Below are 13,770 nucleotides of genomic sequence, written 5' to 3' on the forward strand. Positions count from 1 at the left end.
TAGGAGCGCTTCATTGGAATCGGCCAATTTGCAAGGCATCGTCGCATTCGTTCATACGGTGGAGGCCGGCAGCTTCACCGGCGCCGGCGCACGGCTGCATGTCACGAAATCGGCGGTCGGCAAGTCGATCGCACAGCTGGAACAGCGATTGGGCGTTCGCCTGCTCAACCGCACCACCCGCAGCCTCAGCCCGACCAGCGAGGGCCTGAGCTATTACGAAGCCTGCGTCAGGGCATTGGCCGAGATCGAAGCCGCCCAGTCGCTGTTGGCATCGCGCAAGCAGGTGCCTTCCGGCCGGCTGCGCGTCGACCTGCCTTTGGCTTTCGGCCGCCGGTGCGTCGCCCCGCTGCTGTTCGGCATTTCCAAAAAATTCCCGGATCTGACGATGGAAATCTCTTTCAACGACCGGCGCGTCGACCTGATCGAGGAAGGCATCGACCTGGCGGTGCGTATGGGCGACCTGGACGACAGCTTGTCGCTCGCCGCGCGCCGCATCTATGCCCAGCGTTCGGCCATCTGCGCCGCCCCCACTTATCTCGACGCCCATGGCAGGCCGCAATCGATCGAGGACCTGGCCAGGCACAGCCTCATCGGCTACGGCCGCGACGGCACGGTCCATCCTTGGACCGTCAGGCATGCCGACGGCCGCCTCGAAAAGTTCGCGCCCAAGGCGCGGCTGGTGCTCGGCCATGGCGAACCGATGCTCGATGCGGTACTGGCCGGCTGCGGCATCGTCTATCTGCCGACATGGCTGACGGCCGACAGCATCAGGCGCGGCGAACTCGAAATGGTTCTGTCGGACTGTCTTGTCGAAAACACCGTGGTGCATGCCATCTGGCCGGTAACACGCAACCTCGCGCCAAAGGTGCGCGTCGTCGTCGACGCCCTGATCGAGCATTTTTCCGCGCCGCCCTGGGATGCCGCATGAGGTGCCGCCTGATTGCCCGGCTCGCTAAATTTAAAAAGCGCGACCGTTCTATTTTCGAAAACCGCGCGGCAATGCTATGGACCCGGCATGCTTTATGCTGAAATTGCCATCGTGGTCGTCCTCATCTGCGTGAACGGCCTTCTGTCGATGTCCGAGCTCGCCATCGTCTCGTCGCGCCCGGCGCGCCTCAAGACGATGATCGACCGCAACATCAAGGGCGCCGGCCGGGCCCTGGCGCTCGGCGCCAATCCGGGAAAATTCCTGTCCTCGGTGCAGATCGGCATCACTTTGGTCGGCGTCCTGTCCGGCGCCTTTTCCGGCGCCACGCTCGGCGAGCGGCTGGCCACCTTCCTGGCGTCGGCCGGCATCCGCGAAAGCCTTGCCGACCCGCTCGGCGTCGGCATCGTCGTTGCCATCATCACCTATGGCTCGCTAGTCATCGGCGAACTGGTGCCCAAGCAGATCGCATTGCGCGACCCCGAACGGGTAGCCGTCAGGGTCGCCCCGGCAATGACCATCCTCGCCAGCGTCTCGGCGCCGCTGGTCTTCCTGCTCGACTTTTCCGGCCGCGCCCTGCTGTGGCTGCTTGGCCAGCACGGTCAGAGCGAGGATAAGGTCACCGACGAGGAGATCAAGATGCTGGTCGCCGAAGCCGAGCACCACGGCACCATCGAATCCGACGAACGGCGCATGATCGCCGGCGTCATGCGGCTCGGCGACCGTGCCGTGCGCGCGGTGATGACGCCGCGCACCGAGGTCGACTGGATCAATCTGCAATCCGACGAGGCGGCCATCAGGAAGCTGCTGATGGACACCCAGCATTCGCGCCTGCCGGCCGGCGACGGCGGCGTCGACGCCATGATCGGCGTCGTCCAGACCCGCGACGTGCTGGCGGCGATGCTCGGCGGTCGCGCCCTCGACCCGCGCCGGCACGTGCGCACCGCTCCGATCGTGCATGACCAGGCCGACGCGCTGGACGTGCTTGCGACGCTGAAGGAATCCGACGTGCCGATGGCGCTGGTGCATGACGAATACGGCCATTTCGAAGGCATCGTCACCCCGGCCGACATTCTGGAAGCGATCACCGGCGTCTTCCGTTCGGATCTCGACGCCGGCGAAGAGGAAAACGCCGTCAAGCGCGAGGACGGCTCATGGCTGCTCGCCGGCTACATGCAGGCCGACGAGATGGCGGAGGTCCTCGGCATCGACCTGCCTGAGAACCGCGATTACGAAACCGTCGCCGGCTATGTGCTGTCGCATTTGCACCACCTGCCGGCGACCGGCGAATGTGTCGACGCGCAAGGCTGGCGCTTCGAGGTCGTCGACCTCGACGGCCGCCGCATCGACAAGCTCATCGCCACCCGCCTGCCCGGCGGCCACCGCGAGGTCGTACGGTAACGATCGACGCGACTTATGGGCTATATGCTCGCGGCGACACCGCTCTCACAGTCAAAGTTGATTGGGAATACCGCGTATGGTCGACCACCTTTTCGCCGACCCATATCTCGCTGCCGTCTACGACGCCTGGCACCCGAGATCTGCGCGCGACGACTATGATTTCTACCTGCCCCGCATTCTAACAGCAGACGCGGTGCTTGATGTCGGATGTGGAACGGGCACCCTCCTTCACGAGGCACGCCTGGCCGGACATTCAGGGCGGCTCTGCGGCATCGACCCAGCACCCGGCGTGTTGAATCGCGCACGAACGCGCACGGATATCGAATGGGTCCTCGGCGATCTCCAATCGGCGGGCTGGACAGCCGAGTTTGATCTCATTGTGATGACGGGGCACGCATTCCAGGCCCTTGTCAGCGACGAAGACCTGGGGGATTTCATGGCGGCTGCGCAACAGGCCCTTGTGCCAGGCGGATGCTTTGCGTTCGAAACGCGGAACCCTTCGGTGCGGGCGTGGGAACGCTGGACACCCGAAAATGCGGTCGTCGTTGAGCTACCTGACGGGTCTCTGGTGCAGATCACAACAGAGGTGATCATGCCGTTCGACGGACAGACGGTGACATTCACCCACAGGTTCGGCGGAAAGCATCCGAGCCTTCCGCAAGTTAGTCGCAGCACCTTGCGATTCCTCGACATGGACGCCTTATCGAGCCTGCTGGGGAACGCGGGGCTACGGATCGAACAGCAATTCGGCGGCTTTGACGGCAGCCCACTTGGCCCTTCGAGCCCCGAGATCATCACGTTCGCGACGAGATGAAAAGGAGCATCCGCTCTCCAGCCTGCAAGGAACGACAACTCGCGGACCCATTGCGGACGTGGAGCCGTATTTCGCGGCGACTGCCGCCGACCGTAGGTCAGAGCCAGCTTGGCAATCGCAGGATTTGGCGATCAATCGATTGCCTCGATGCCTTGCGCCTTCAGCCGTTCGAGATGGTCCTTCATCTCCTTCAGCCGCTCGGGGGAGTGGCCCTGCCACTCGGTGACCTCGCCCGTGATCCTGAGCGGCTCGCGGCAGCGATAGGACTGCGTCGGATTGCCGGGAAATTTCTTGTCCGTAAGATTGGGGTCGTCCATGATCGGGCCGGTTGGCTCCACGATATAGATCCTTTCGCGTCCGTCACCGGCGGCCAGCTCTGCACCCCAGATTGCCGCATCCAGAGTGCCGGTCAGATAAACCCAGGCTGCCTGCTTTCGCGCGCCGTAATTGGAGCTGTAGCCGGCTTCGATCAGGTCTCCGGGTTTAAGGTCGGCCCGGGTGCCGTGGTAGAATTGGCGCGGCTTGTCAGAGGCTGTCATCGGCTCGCTACTCATCCTCGCTGTCTCAGGCATCATGGTTTCGTGGCGCGCACTATTTCATGCACGTCATCGAATCAAGTGTCTGGCCGCGCGGTTATCGAACGTCCGCGCTCAGCACTCCTGACACCCGTTCCGATCGTCCCGCCCGATGCACGCTATCGGTTGGCTGCCGGCGCGGTTATTATCGGCGCCCTGTACCGTCGCTATGGTGGAAACATGGATCTGCAAACCTTCAGGGATTCGATTGCCAAACCACAGCCGCCAGCCGGCTTGAGCCCTGCCCTGCAGGCGCTGTGGTGGGATGCAAAGGGCGATTGGGCTAAGGCGCACGAGTGCGCACAACAGCGCGACGATACGGCGGGCATGCACGTGCATGCCTATCTCCACCGCAAGGAAGGCGACCAGTCGAATGCGGAATATTGGTATCGCCGCAGCAACGCGGCGCCGTCGACCTTAACGCTTGACGAGGAATGGCAAGAGTTGGCACGTACACTTTTGCAGCAAAGCTGACGCCTGTTCGCCAAAAATAGCCAGTCTTGCAACCACTCGCCGGGGTTTCAGCTGGCGCCCTGTGGCTTGTCCCTGCCGTTCCATTCCGCATTGCGCGCCCGCGCCTCTTCGGCGATCAGCTTGAACTCCCGCATCTTCGCAGCCTCGATGGCGAATGCGCGGCTTGGCAGGACGCCGGGGTCCTCCTGACTGTTCTGAAACTGAAAACGGGCCTCCAGTTCGGCCCATATTCGCTCGGGCGCCGTATCCTTGCTGGCAAGCAGCGCGACGACCAGCGCCAAAGTCTCGCGCTGCGCGTTCAGCCGCCCTTCGATCTCTTCATTCGGCAATTCGGACATGCGGGTCGCTTCCAGTTTCTGGCTCAACGGCAAAATCGCGCCCTTGTTCCGGAATTCAGCGTCCGCGCGGTCGGGCTGAGCAGCAGATGCTGGCGATCGCTGATTTTTTTCCTCAGTCCTATTGACTGCTGAAGCGAATTGTCGAGACCGCTCGGAAACAGCTGAGAAGGCTTGGCGTTGTTGGCATCCGGCATCTCGAGTGGACGCTATGAAACCTTCTGATTTTTAAGCCGTTATCGCCGGATGCCCGAGGCTCAATTCAAGCCGAAATCGGTTGACGGCGCCCAATCGCGCGATCTCGAGAAGTCGCGCCATGAGAAGCAATCGACCGTCGAAGTCGCGTCCGAGGTCGTCGGCGAGCCCTCGCCGCCGCCGGATTTCATCGAACCCGATCCGGAGTTGACACCTGAAGAGGCCGAGCAGGCGCGCAAGAGATATCTGCTGAAGCGCTTCTGGATCAGCGCGCGCGGCTATTGGGGCAGCAGTGGCGACAGGGTCGCTTGGCCGTTGACGATCGGGCTGTTGGTCCTGATCGTCACCAATGTTGGCTTCCAGTATGGGATCAATGTCTGGAATCGCGCAATTTTCGACGCCATTGAGCAACGCGATGCCCACACCGTATATTGGCTGAGCGCCGTTTTCGTGCCACTCGTGCTCGGAAGCGCCAGCCTCGTGGTGGCCCAAGTCTTCTTTCGCATGAAGATACAGCGCCGCTGGCGTTCCTGGCTCACCACTGCGGTCATCGCACGTTGGCTCGCAAGCGGCCGCTACTATCAGCTGAACCTCGTCGGCGGCGACCACAGCAACCCCGAAGCCCGCATCGCCGAGGATTTGCGGATTGCCACCGAATCGCCCGTCGATTTCATCGCCGGTGTCATCGTCGCATTTCTGTCGGCCTCGACCTTCATCGTGGTGCTCTGGACGATCGGCGGCGCCCTGACCCTGACGATTGAAGGTTCGACCGTCACCATTCCCGGCTTCCTGGTCATCACCGCAGTGCTCTATGCCGCGATCACGTCCACCTCGATGGCGGTCATTGGCCGCCATTTCGTCCACCTCTCCGAGGAAAAAAATCAGGCGGAAGCCGAGTTCCGCTACACGCTGACGCGCGTGCGGGAAAACGGCGAGAGCATCGCATTGCTCGGCGGCGAGGAGGAGGAGCGCAGCGGCATGGACAAGACATTCGCCCATGTGCTCAGGCAATGGGCGCTCCTTGCAGGCCAGCACATGCGCACGGCGCTGGTGTCGCAGGGGTCGAGCCTGTTTGCGCCTGTCGTGCCGGTCTTGCTTTGCGCTCCAAAGTTCCTCGAAGGCAGCATGACACTTGGACAGGTCATGCAGGCTGCCTCGGCGTTTGCCATCGTGCAGGGCGCATTCGGATGGCTGGTCGACAACTATCCCCGTCTCGCAGACTGGAACGCCTGTGCACGACGCATCGCCTCGCTGATGATGTCGCTCGACGGGCTCGAGCGGGCGGAGCAGAGCAACACGCTGGGACGCATAAAGCGGGGCGAAACCGAAGGCGATGCGATGCTCAGCCTGAACAATCTCTCCGTGTCGCTCGACGACGGCACCGCCGTGGTCAAGGAAACCGAGGTCGTGATCCAACCGGGCGAACGGGTGCTCGTGGCCGGCGAATCCGGCTCGGGCAAGAGTACGCTGGTGCGGGCCGTCGCAGGTCTGTGGCCGTGGGGTAGCGGCAGCGTCAATATCCGCGCCGACAGGCGGTTGTTCATGTTGCCGCAACGGCCGTACATCCCCACCGGGACGCTTCGCCGCGCAGTCGCCTATCCAGGCGCCGCCGACAACTGGACGCTGAATAAGATCAAGGCTGCCCTCGACAAGGTGGGACTCGACTACCTCAACGATAGGATCGAGGAGGACGCGCCATGGGACCAGACCTTGTCGGGTGGCGAAAAGCAGCGGCTCGCCTTCGCGCGTCTTCTGCTGCACCGCCCCGATATCATCGTGCTGGATGAGGCAACGTCGGCACTCGATGAGAAGAGCCAGGACAAGATGATGGAGATGATCATTCGCGAATTGCCGAAGGTCACCATCATAAGCGTAGCGCATCGCGCCGAGCTGGAAGCCTTCCATAGCCGCAAGATCACATTGGAGCGGCACAAGGGCGGCGCAAAACTTGTCAGCGACATCGAACTCGTCCCGCGCAAGGACAGACGGAACTTGCTCATGCGCCTTCTGAGGCAACGGCGCGCCAACGGAAAGCCAGCGCGACCTTGAGCAAAGCGGCGCTGCCCCAAACAAAAAAGTGAAGTCCGCCGGTCAGGACCCGGCGGACCTCGCCTGTTCGAGTCACTGCCCGCATCTGGTCCTGAAAGCACCAGCCGTGATACCTTGATTCCGTGCACCTGCCGCCGTCGGAACGTCGGATGGCACGAGCGCATTCCTGTTCGTGGTGCGACGCCGAGGCCGGCTGCGAAACGCCCCGAGGGCAGGAAAATGGCCGGATTGGCGTAAAAGACCCGGATTTGATTTCAAAGCCCAGATTGATTTCGAAAGCAAAGGGACCAGCAATGACAATCGCCAAGAACACGATCTGCCTTTGGTACGACAAGGACGCCGAGGCTGCGGCCCGCTTCTATGCCGAGACTTTCCCCGACAGCTCGGTGAAATCCGTCCACCGCGCTCCCAGCGACTACCCGTCCGGCAAGGCGGGCGACGTGCTGACGGTCGAGTTCACGGTCGCCGGCATCCCCTGTCTCGGCCTCAATGGCGGGCCCGCGTTCAAACACAACGAAGCCTTCTCCTTCCAGATCGCCACCGACGATCAGCAGGAGACCGACCGCTACTGGAACGCCATCGTCGGTAATGGCGGCCAGGAAAGTGCGTGCGGTTGGTGCAAGGACAAATGGGGCATCTCCTGGCAAATCACGCCGCGCGTGCTGACCGAAGCGATGGCCGCCGGCGGCGATGAAGCAAAGCGCGCATTCGAAGCGATGATGGAGATGAAGAAAATCGACGTTGCAGCCATCGAGGCGGCGCGGCGCGGCTGATAGTGCTGGGGTGACCCGAAGCGGAAGTCGGTGCATCACCCCTGATGAGGAGGTCATCGATAAGATCAGAGCGGAGCGGCTGGGAATGCCGCCGTGCCCATCATGTCCAGGCAGGCGTGCGATGGTGTTGAACTGCGCTGAGTTTTACGACGCCGAACTGCGACGGCACAACGAGCTCTTCAGGGCTGCGGTCAAGGCGGGAACGCGCGATCGCGTGCTCGATATCGGATGCGGTTCGGGACAATCCTCTCGCGATGCTGCCCGCGTCGCGGTGGAAGGCAGCGTGCTTGGCGTGGACGTATCGGCGGAGATGCTCGAGATCGCCCGGAGGCGTAGTGCGGAAGAGGGATTGCGAAACGTCGCCTTTGAGCGCGGCGATGCGCAATTGCTGGTGTTGCCGCCTGCCGGCTTCGATCTGTGCATCAGTCGGTTTGGCGTGATGTTCTTTGCCGATCCGGCGGCGGCGTTCGCCAATATCGGCCGGGCGATGCGACCAGGGGCACGTGTTGTATGGATGGTATGGCAGTGCCGGGACCGCAACGAGTGGGCGACTGCCATTCAGCGGGCAATTGCGCCGGGGACAACCATTTCGGCGGGCGCCGCCACCCCGTTTTCGCTTGGCGACCCCGCCATCACCGCGGAGATCTTGCGTGCATCCGGTTTTGTTTCGGTCGACTTTGCCGAAGTCCATCAGCCGGTCTTCTACGGCCAGGACGTCGATGCGGCCTATGACGCTTTGCTTGGCCTGCAACTGGTGAAGGATCCGCTCGCCCGCGCGGATGTGGATGTCGACGCGGCGCTGCGGCGGTTGCGCGATCTGCTCGACGCGCACTTGACCGCGGACGGTGTGCTTTTTGACTCGCGTGCCTGGATCATCACCGCAGTTCGGGCGAGCCGATAGTAACCGCTCGATTTGATCTGTAGACGATCCTGTTCTCTCGGCCTTCCCGTCAGTCCAGTTGCGGCGCGACTTCTGAAAGCAGCCAATCCCGGAAAGCCTTGACTTTGCGCTGACGGATCGCCTCTGGCGGGTAGACGAGATAGAAGCTGGAGGGGGATTTCAGGGCGTGGCTGAAGGGGCGGACAAGTCGCCCGGCGGCGAGGTCGGCCGCAACGAGCATGGTCCGGCCGAGCACCACCCCCTCGCCTTGTGCGGCCGACTCCATGGCAAAGGTGGCAGAGTCGAAGGTAATCCCGCTCTGCGGGTCCACGCCCTCGACCCCGGCGCTTGCCAGCCAGGTCGCCCAGTCGATTGGAAAGCTGTCACGGATCAGCGTGTGATGTCTGAGGTCCTGAGGCGTACGGAGCGGGTATGCGCCCTCAAGAAGCTTTGGGCTGCACACCGGAAACACCTCCTCGCCGGTGAGGAACTCTGAAGTGAGCCCCGGATAGTTTCCGCTGCCATAACGGACGGCGACGTCGATGCCGCCGCCGAGGAAGTTGGTCAGCTTCCCGCTCGTCGAAACCCGCACATCGACGTCGCCATGCGCTCGGTGAAAGCGGTAGAGGCGCGGCACCAGCCATCTCCCCGCGAAGCCATCGGAGGTACTGACGTTCAATGTCGAGCTCGAATAGCGAGCTGTTGCGGCAGCAGTGGCGGTGGCCAACTGGGCGAGCACCTCGCGCACCGCCCGCGCATAGGGCTCGCCAACGGCTGTCAGGCTCACCGAGCGCGTGCCGCGCTCGAACAGCTGCACACCGAGCTGATCCTCAAGATTCTTGATCGCCCGGCTGATGGCGCCGTGGGTGACATGAAGCTCCTCTGCCGCCTTGGAGAAACTCAACAGGCGCGCCGCGGTCTCGAAGCTCGGCAAGGTGGTGAGAGGAGGCAGCTTCCGGGGCATGGATCGATACCTATGTGTGAGCAACGCTCACACATAGTCGCCGATAAGTCGTTTGTCGTCCAGGCCGGGAGGCGGCATGTTTGCTCGCGTAATCAGTCATTCACCGCCGCTGCAAAAGGTGAGTTTTGTGTGACTGATACTCTCGCTGACCGAAGGTCGCGGGGCAACTGCTGAAACCAAAACTGCCGCCACTCTGGGAGAGCACCATGACCGCCAAACGAGTTGAACCCATCGTCGACGTCCTGACCGGCATGGCCGGCCGCATCCTCGCCTCGAGCCGCCGGCGCCGGACCGAGCGACAGATTGCACGCCTCTCGACCCGCCGGCTCGAAGACCTCGGTTTTGCCCGCGACTGGGACGGCTCGGTCTATCGGCCGTCGGACCACCGCTAGCCTGAACGAAAGCAACAGCGGACAGGCTCTTCGCCAAAGATGCTGTCGCAAGGAATTAACGGAGAACGGACATGGCCACCATCCACCCATTCCTCTGGTTCAACACCGATGCGGAGCAAGCCCGCGATTTCTATCTCTCGGTCTTCAAGAACAGCAAAGCGCTCCAGACCATCGAATACACCGACTGGGTGTCCGGAACCAACAAGACGGTCCCGCATGCCACCTTCGATTTCGAGCTCGAAGGACTGCACCTTACTGCGCTCAATGCCGGGCCGCAGCCGCCCTTCAACGAGCGGCTCTCGCTCTACATCGAGACCAAGGACCAGGCCGAGACCGACTACTACTATGAGGCGCTCACCGCCGGTGGCGGCAGGGAACAACCCTGCGGCTGGCTCACCGACAGATACGGCGTCTACTGGCAGGTCATCCCGGAAATCCTGCCGCGGCTCAGTGCCGATCCGGATCGCGAAAAGGCCGACCGCGTCCGGCAGGCGATGTATGGGATGCGCAAGATCATCATCGCCGAGCTCGAAGCCGCCTACGCCGGCAAGGCCTGACTCGCCCACCGCAATCGCAACGAATGGAGAACCCCCATGACATCGCTCGTGGACAGGAAAGTCATCGTCGTCGGCGGCAGCTCCGGCATCGGTCTCGGCGTCGCGGAAGCTGCTCTCAACGGCGGAGCGAAGGTCGTGATCGTCGGCCGGTCGCCCGAGAAACTGCAGGCTGCCGAACGGACGCTCAATGCAGGTAATCGCGTGACAAGCGTGGTCGCCGACATGACCGACGAAGCAGACGTCGCCCGCCTTTTCGAAGAGGTCGGTCCCTTCGATCACCTCGTATCGACCGCCGGAACACTGCCGCCCGGCGATCCCATCGGCGGAACCGACATGGAGGCTGTGCAAGGCTTCGTCGATAACAAGCTGATTGGCGCCGTGATGCTCTCCAAGCATGCTGTGCGCACTCTGAAGGCCGGTGGCTCCATGACCTTCACCTCGGGAATAAACAAGGATCGGCCGCCGGTGCCGGGAGGCTCAGTCGTCGCCGCGATTGCCGGTTCATTCAGCTACTTCGCCCGCGCCCTGGCGCTCGAACTGGCTCCGACGCGCGTCAATGTCGTGTCGCCCGGATGGGTCGACACACCGATGTGGGATATCGTTGGAGAAGCCAAATCCGGCTTCTTTGCCGACATGGCTGCCCGGTTGCCGTCGAGAAAAATTCCGACCGCTGCGGACGTCGCCGCCGCCTACCTCTACCTCATGGAAAGTGACCTCACGACCGGCGAAACGCTTCGCATCGATGGCGGCCATCACCTGATCTAGCCGCCATTTGCACGCCGCCTGAATGGGTTGAGCCGGCATGACCGCTAGATCGGCGCACTCCTGCCGAAGGCGGCGAGCGCCGGCGGTGTCATGCCGGCGTAGCTCAATCGGGGTTTACATCGGCAGCCAGGTCCCTAGTTTTAGCGTTTCGCGCCGCGCACCTAAGTGCGTGGATGATCGAGGACGGGACCGTGAGCTTTGGCCGGCCCCTCGAAACTTTCAAAGGATGGCTATCATGACACAGGCCAAGAATGGCGACACCGTGCGCATCAATTACAATGGACGCCTGGCAGACGGCACCCAATTCGATTCTTCCGGCAACGAACCGCTGCAATTCACGTTGGGTGAAGGACAAGTGATCCCTGGTCTTGAAACCCATGTCGAGGGCATGGAGGTGGGCGCGAAAAGCACCGTGACTGTTCCCGCCGAGGCCGCCTATGGCCCCCACCGCCCCGAAGCGGTCATGACCGTCGACCGCGCCCGCGTGCCAGACAACATCAACGTCGATATCGGCACTCGATTGCAGGTCAGAACCTCAGAAGGGCGCCCGATGCCGGTAACAGTCGTCGGCGTGGACGACACCAGCGTCAAGCTCGACGGCAATCATCCGTTGGCGGGACGGGATCTGGTGTTCGACGTCGAGCTGGTCGAGATCGTTCAGGCGGCGTAGCGTACGGCAAAGGCCGTGGTGGCTATGACTTCGGGTGACGCACTTCCGCCGGGCGGTTTCGGCGGTGCGTCACCTGTCGGAGGGAAAGACCGCGACGGCGGAAATCGTGTAGCTTGCAGCAACCCATAGAGACATTCGGCATCTGGAATGTCCAAGTCAGCATCGCAGTTTCGAGGACCCGTGGAAGACCTCGCTTGACAGCCGACTTCTCGTGACAGCAAAGTCTCGTGATGCGGGCGATTGGCTGGAATAGAATTGCGCGTGCCGGGGCAATCGTGCTGATGATCGGCACAAACGTTCCTGGGCCGGCGCGTTCCGACTCGCTCCTTCTCACAAGCCCGTCCCAGCCAGCCAATGTCGGCGATGCGATGCTGGCGGCTGCCAACTATCATGATTCCGGCGACTATGATCGCGACCTTGCCGCAGTGGCGAAGCAGGCCGGCGACTGGGTCGTCAAGCGCGCAATGGAGGTCCCTCGCCCCGCACTGGTGCTCGATATCGACGAGACGGCTTTGGCCAACTGGGAAGTGATCACACGTGACAATTTCGGCCGCCCGATCGGCGGCGCCTGCGACATCGCAATCGACGGTCCCTGTGGCTGGGCCGCCTGGGACCAGCTTGCGAAGGATCCGGCCATCGACGCCGTGCTGGAGGTTTTCCGGCAGGCGCGAACGGCGAAAGTCGCGGTGTTCTTCATCACCGGACGTCCGGAGGACCAGCGTCAGGCAACCGAACAGAACCTGCAGTCGGCCGGCTATGCCGGCTATGAGCAACTTTACATGGTCCAGCCAGGGGCCAAATATGGCTCCGCCGCAGATTTCAAGGCACCCATAAGGGCCGAAATCGAAAAGGCCGGCTACACAATAATTGCCAATGTCGGTGACCAGCCATCCGACCTGTTCGGCGGGCATGCCGAGAAGCTGTTCCTGCTGCCAAATCCGTTTTACCGGGTTCGCTGACGGCCGGAACGGCACAAGCCCGGATCCTCGGCTCCTTGCCGAGCACCTACTAAGGTATCAAGACAACTTTGCCGGTAGTGCCGCGCTCGTCCAGCAGGCGATGCGCCTGACTGGCCTGGTCGAGCGGGAAGCGACCGCCGTTGATCACTTTAAGCTCACCACTTGCCGCCAGATTGAAGAGCTCCGACAGGCCATCACGGAGCAAGTCTGCAGAGAGCAGCGGCAGCAGTGCAAAACCTCTCAACGACTGGTTGCGGACGATCATCGCCTCCATCTGCGGGGCGCCGAGCGCATATCTGCCAAGTGCGGCAAAGACCAACTCTCCGCAAGGCGCCAGAGCCTCCAGCGCAACCGCCGTCAGCGGGCCGCCGACAACGTCGTAGATGATGTCGACGCCAGCGCCGCCTGTCGCTGCCCGGACGCGCTCCGGCCAATCCGTGTTGCTGTAGTCGACGGCAGCGTCGGCCCCCAGCGACAAAGCATGATCGAGCTTGGTCTTGCTGCCGGCCGCCGCGACGACACGGCCCGCGCCGGCGCGCTTGGCAAGCTGGACAAGCAGCGAACCGACGCCGCCCGCGGCAGCGCCGACCAGCACCGATTTGCCGCCGGGCGGGCTTCGCCGCGATAGATGCAGCGCCGTCAGTCCTTGCACCATCAATGCCGTCGCGTCTCCGAACGAGAGCGAATCCGGCAAGGGCACGGCCAGGCTTGCGTCGATCGTCACATAATCGGCATAGCCGCCAAACGGGCGGCTCGAGGCGAACAACGGCGCGGCGACGCGCGTGCCGAGCAAGGAAGCGTCCACCCCCTGCCCGAGCGCCTCGACGATCCCGGCGGCCTCGACGCCAGGGATCATCGGCAGTTGCGGCGTCACCGCATAGCGATCCGCGCGCATCAGCACTTCGAAGAAATTCACCCCGGCCGCATGAACGCGGACCAGGACCTCGCCGGCTTGCGGCTCGGGCTTCGGCACCGCGACTATGTCGAGAACGTCGGGCCCGCCGAAACGGTTCAGTTGAATGGCTCTCATCGCATGCACCGT

General features: G+C 62.8%; 16 protein-coding genes. 12 read left to right on the forward strand and 4 right to left on the reverse strand.

The features are described 5' to 3' along the window. Positions 1-13 precede the first annotated feature (13 nt). The 3 genes from NKI95_RS00140 to NKI95_RS00150 all read left to right on the forward strand — a co-directional run bounded on the left by NKI95_RS00140 (position 14) and on the right by NKI95_RS00150 (position 3,140). Positions 14-928, forward strand: coding sequence for a LysR family transcriptional regulator (locus NKI95_RS00140; RefSeq protein WP_352713037.1), 915 nt, complete (start codon positions 14-16; stop codon positions 926-928). A gap of 87 nt (positions 929-1,015) precedes the next feature. After that, on the forward strand, positions 1,016-2,326 hold the full coding sequence (locus tag NKI95_RS00145; protein ID WP_352713040.1) for a hemolysin family protein: 1,311 nt from the start codon (positions 1,016-1,018) through the stop codon (positions 2,324-2,326). A gap of 76 nt (positions 2,327-2,402) precedes the next feature. After that, positions 2,403-3,140 (forward strand): class I SAM-dependent DNA methyltransferase, encoded by a 738-nt coding sequence (locus tag NKI95_RS00150; RefSeq protein WP_352468471.1) that lies wholly within the window; start codon positions 2,403-2,405, stop codon positions 3,138-3,140. A 131-nt stretch (positions 3,141-3,271) separates the two neighbouring features. On the opposite strand, the gene arr is transcribed toward NKI95_RS00150, so the two are convergent. Further along, complete coding sequence (arr, locus tag NKI95_RS00155; protein WP_502909093.1) at positions 3,272-3,679, reverse strand: NAD(+)--rifampin ADP-ribosyltransferase; 408 nt, start codon at positions 3,677-3,679, stop codon at positions 3,272-3,274. A 216-nt stretch (positions 3,680-3,895) separates the two neighbouring features. Between arr and NKI95_RS00160 the strand changes: the two genes are divergently transcribed. Next, the gene (locus NKI95_RS00160; protein WP_352714551.1) at positions 3,896-4,189 is read left to right on the forward strand and encodes a hypothetical protein; all 294 of its coding nucleotides are present in this window, start codon (positions 3,896-3,898) and stop codon (positions 4,187-4,189) included. Positions 4,190-4,236: 47 nt separating this feature from the next. Here the strand turns inward: NKI95_RS00160 and NKI95_RS00165 are convergent, their stop codons facing one another. After that, positions 4,237-4,527 carry a hypothetical protein gene (locus NKI95_RS00165; RefSeq protein ID WP_352684358.1) on the reverse strand — a complete coding sequence of 97 codons (291 nt, stop codon included), beginning with the start codon at positions 4,525-4,527 and terminating at the stop codon, positions 4,237-4,239. Between the two features lie 243 nt (positions 4,528-4,770). Between NKI95_RS00165 and NKI95_RS00170 the strand changes: the two genes are divergently transcribed. The 3 genes from NKI95_RS00170 (at position 4,771) to NKI95_RS00180 (ending at position 8,442) form a co-directional block, all read left to right on the forward strand. Beyond that, entirely contained in the window at positions 4,771-6,768 is a 1,998-nt protein-coding gene (locus tag NKI95_RS00170) for an ABC transporter ATP-binding protein/permease (RefSeq protein ID WP_352713042.1), read from the forward strand. Positions 6,769-7,067: 299 nt separating this feature from the next. Beyond that, a complete protein-coding gene (locus tag NKI95_RS00175) occupies positions 7,068-7,541 on the forward strand; it encodes a VOC family protein (protein ID WP_352468481.1) in 474 nt (157 codons plus the stop codon). A gap of 121 nt (positions 7,542-7,662) precedes the next feature. Beyond that, the gene (locus tag NKI95_RS00180; protein WP_352714553.1) at positions 7,663-8,442 is read left to right on the forward strand and encodes a class I SAM-dependent methyltransferase; all 780 of its coding nucleotides are present in this window, start codon (positions 7,663-7,665) and stop codon (positions 8,440-8,442) included. Positions 8,443-8,491: 49 nt separating this feature from the next. Here the strand turns inward: NKI95_RS00180 and gcvA are convergent, their stop codons facing one another. Beyond that, on the reverse strand, positions 8,492-9,385 hold the full coding sequence (gcvA, locus tag NKI95_RS00185) for a transcriptional regulator GcvA (protein WP_352713045.1): 894 nt from the start codon (positions 9,383-9,385) through the stop codon (positions 8,492-8,494). A 206-nt stretch (positions 9,386-9,591) separates the two neighbouring features. Here gcvA and NKI95_RS00190 point away from each other — a divergent pair, with 206 nt between their 5' ends. The 5 genes from NKI95_RS00190 (at position 9,592) to NKI95_RS00210 (ending at position 12,728) form a co-directional block, all read left to right on the forward strand. Further along, positions 9,592-9,777 (forward strand): DUF1127 domain-containing protein, encoded by a 186-nt coding sequence (locus tag NKI95_RS00190; protein WP_352713047.1) that lies wholly within the window; start codon positions 9,592-9,594, stop codon positions 9,775-9,777. 71 nt (positions 9,778-9,848) lie between these two features. Then, entirely contained in the window at positions 9,849-10,334 is a 486-nt protein-coding gene (locus NKI95_RS00195) for a VOC family protein (RefSeq protein ID WP_352713050.1), read from the forward strand. 36 nt (positions 10,335-10,370) lie between these two features. Next, on the forward strand, positions 10,371-11,099 hold the full coding sequence (locus NKI95_RS00200; protein WP_352713053.1) for an SDR family oxidoreductase: 729 nt from the start codon (positions 10,371-10,373) through the stop codon (positions 11,097-11,099). A 235-nt stretch (positions 11,100-11,334) separates the two neighbouring features. Beyond that, entirely contained in the window at positions 11,335-11,769 is a 435-nt protein-coding gene (locus NKI95_RS00205; protein WP_352456956.1) for an FKBP-type peptidyl-prolyl cis-trans isomerase, read from the forward strand. 230 nt (positions 11,770-11,999) lie between these two features. Beyond that, a complete protein-coding gene (locus NKI95_RS00210) occupies positions 12,000-12,728 on the forward strand; it encodes an HAD family acid phosphatase (RefSeq protein ID WP_352714555.1) in 729 nt (242 codons plus the stop codon). 49 nt (positions 12,729-12,777) lie between these two features. On the opposite strand, the gene NKI95_RS00215 is transcribed toward NKI95_RS00210, so the two are convergent. Next, positions 12,778-13,758: a quinone oxidoreductase family protein gene (locus NKI95_RS00215; RefSeq protein WP_352713056.1), complete on the reverse strand. Its 981-nt coding sequence runs from the start codon at positions 13,756-13,758 to the stop codon at positions 12,778-12,780. Positions 13,759-13,770: the final 12 nt, after the last annotated feature.

The sequence above is a fragment of the Mesorhizobium sp. M0306 genome, assembly GCF_040321655.1.
Lineage (GTDB): Bacteria > Pseudomonadota > Alphaproteobacteria > Rhizobiales > Rhizobiaceae > Mesorhizobium.